The 1,164-nt window shown below is 76.0% G+C and carries 1 pseudogene; it reads left to right on the forward strand.

The features are described from left to right. Nucleotides 1-1,164 (forward strand): annotated as a pseudogene (locus tag ABZ641_RS38595) (group 1 glycosyl transferase); the annotation flags it as partial.

Raw genomic sequence — 1,164 nt, forward strand, 5'->3', positions numbered from 1 at the left:
GACCCGTCTGCTCGCACGGCCGCCGTACGAGGAGGCGGCCTTCCTCCTCGACCTGGCGGACACGCACGGGCTGCAGCCCCTGCGGGCCGGCGAGGTCGCACGGTGGACCGCCGGTGACCGGCGGGTTCGGCATGCCGCGCTGCGCTACCTGTCGGGTGTTCCGCACGGCGGTGCCCTCCTCGACGCCGTCCCGCCCCGTGGCGGCGACGTCTACGAGAACCTGCTGTGGGCGGCGGCCTGGCACCGGCAGGACCCTTCGGCACCGCAGGCCGCCGCGTTCCGCGACGCGGTCCGCCGGCTACCGGCCACTCCCCCGGGCGGCCCTGTGGTGGCACAGTCGATGCTGCTCGGCAGTCTGGGCGAGCCGGGCGTGGGGATGAGCGGCGGGATGAGCGTGCTGCTCTCGGCGCTGGGCGACGCGCTCACCGCCACCGGCCGCATCTCGCGGGTTCTGACCCTGGTCACCGCCGGCCGGACCGCGCTGCGCGACCGGACCTCCGGTCTGGTGTCGCCCCTGGGCCCCGAGCACTGGCAGGTCGGGATCCCGGTGGACGGCGACGGTCCGCCCGACCCGGCGGCCATGGCGGAGCACCGGCCCGCGGTCTCGTGGTGGGCGGCGTGCCTGCTCGCGCTGCCGGGCGCGCGACCACGGATCGTCCACGTACGGTTCGCGGACGACGGGTCGCTGGCGGTGGCCGACGCGGCCCGCCGCTGCGGCGCCCGTCCGGCGTTCACCGTGACCCCCGATCCGCACCGCACGATGGCAGAGCGCCACGCCGGCCTTCCCCTGCACGCGGAGACCGAGACGGCCCGGGCTCTCCGCGCCGACCTCCACCGCGTCTTCGTCGCGGACCGGCTGGTCGCCCGGGCCGGTCTTCTCGTCACCATCCCCTCGCGGCCCGGCACCGGTGACCTCGACACGCACTTCCCGCAGCTGTCCCCCGCCACGGAGTCCCGCCGTGTCGAAGTCCCGGAAGGGATCCCGCCTTTCGTTCCCCGGCCCGGCGACGCCGGGCTCGCGGATGCGATGACCACCCGGCTGTTCTCCGGCGGCGGGCGGCCGGACGGACTCGACCCGGAGGACCGGGGTCTTCGGCTGATGCTGTGCGTGGGGCGCCTGCACCCCGTCAAACAGCAGGACCGGCTCGTCGAGGCGTGGCTGGA

Source organism: Kitasatospora sp. NPDC007106 (genome assembly GCF_040634455.1).
GTDB lineage: Bacteria > Actinomycetota > Actinomycetes > Streptomycetales > Streptomycetaceae > Kitasatospora > Kitasatospora arboriphila.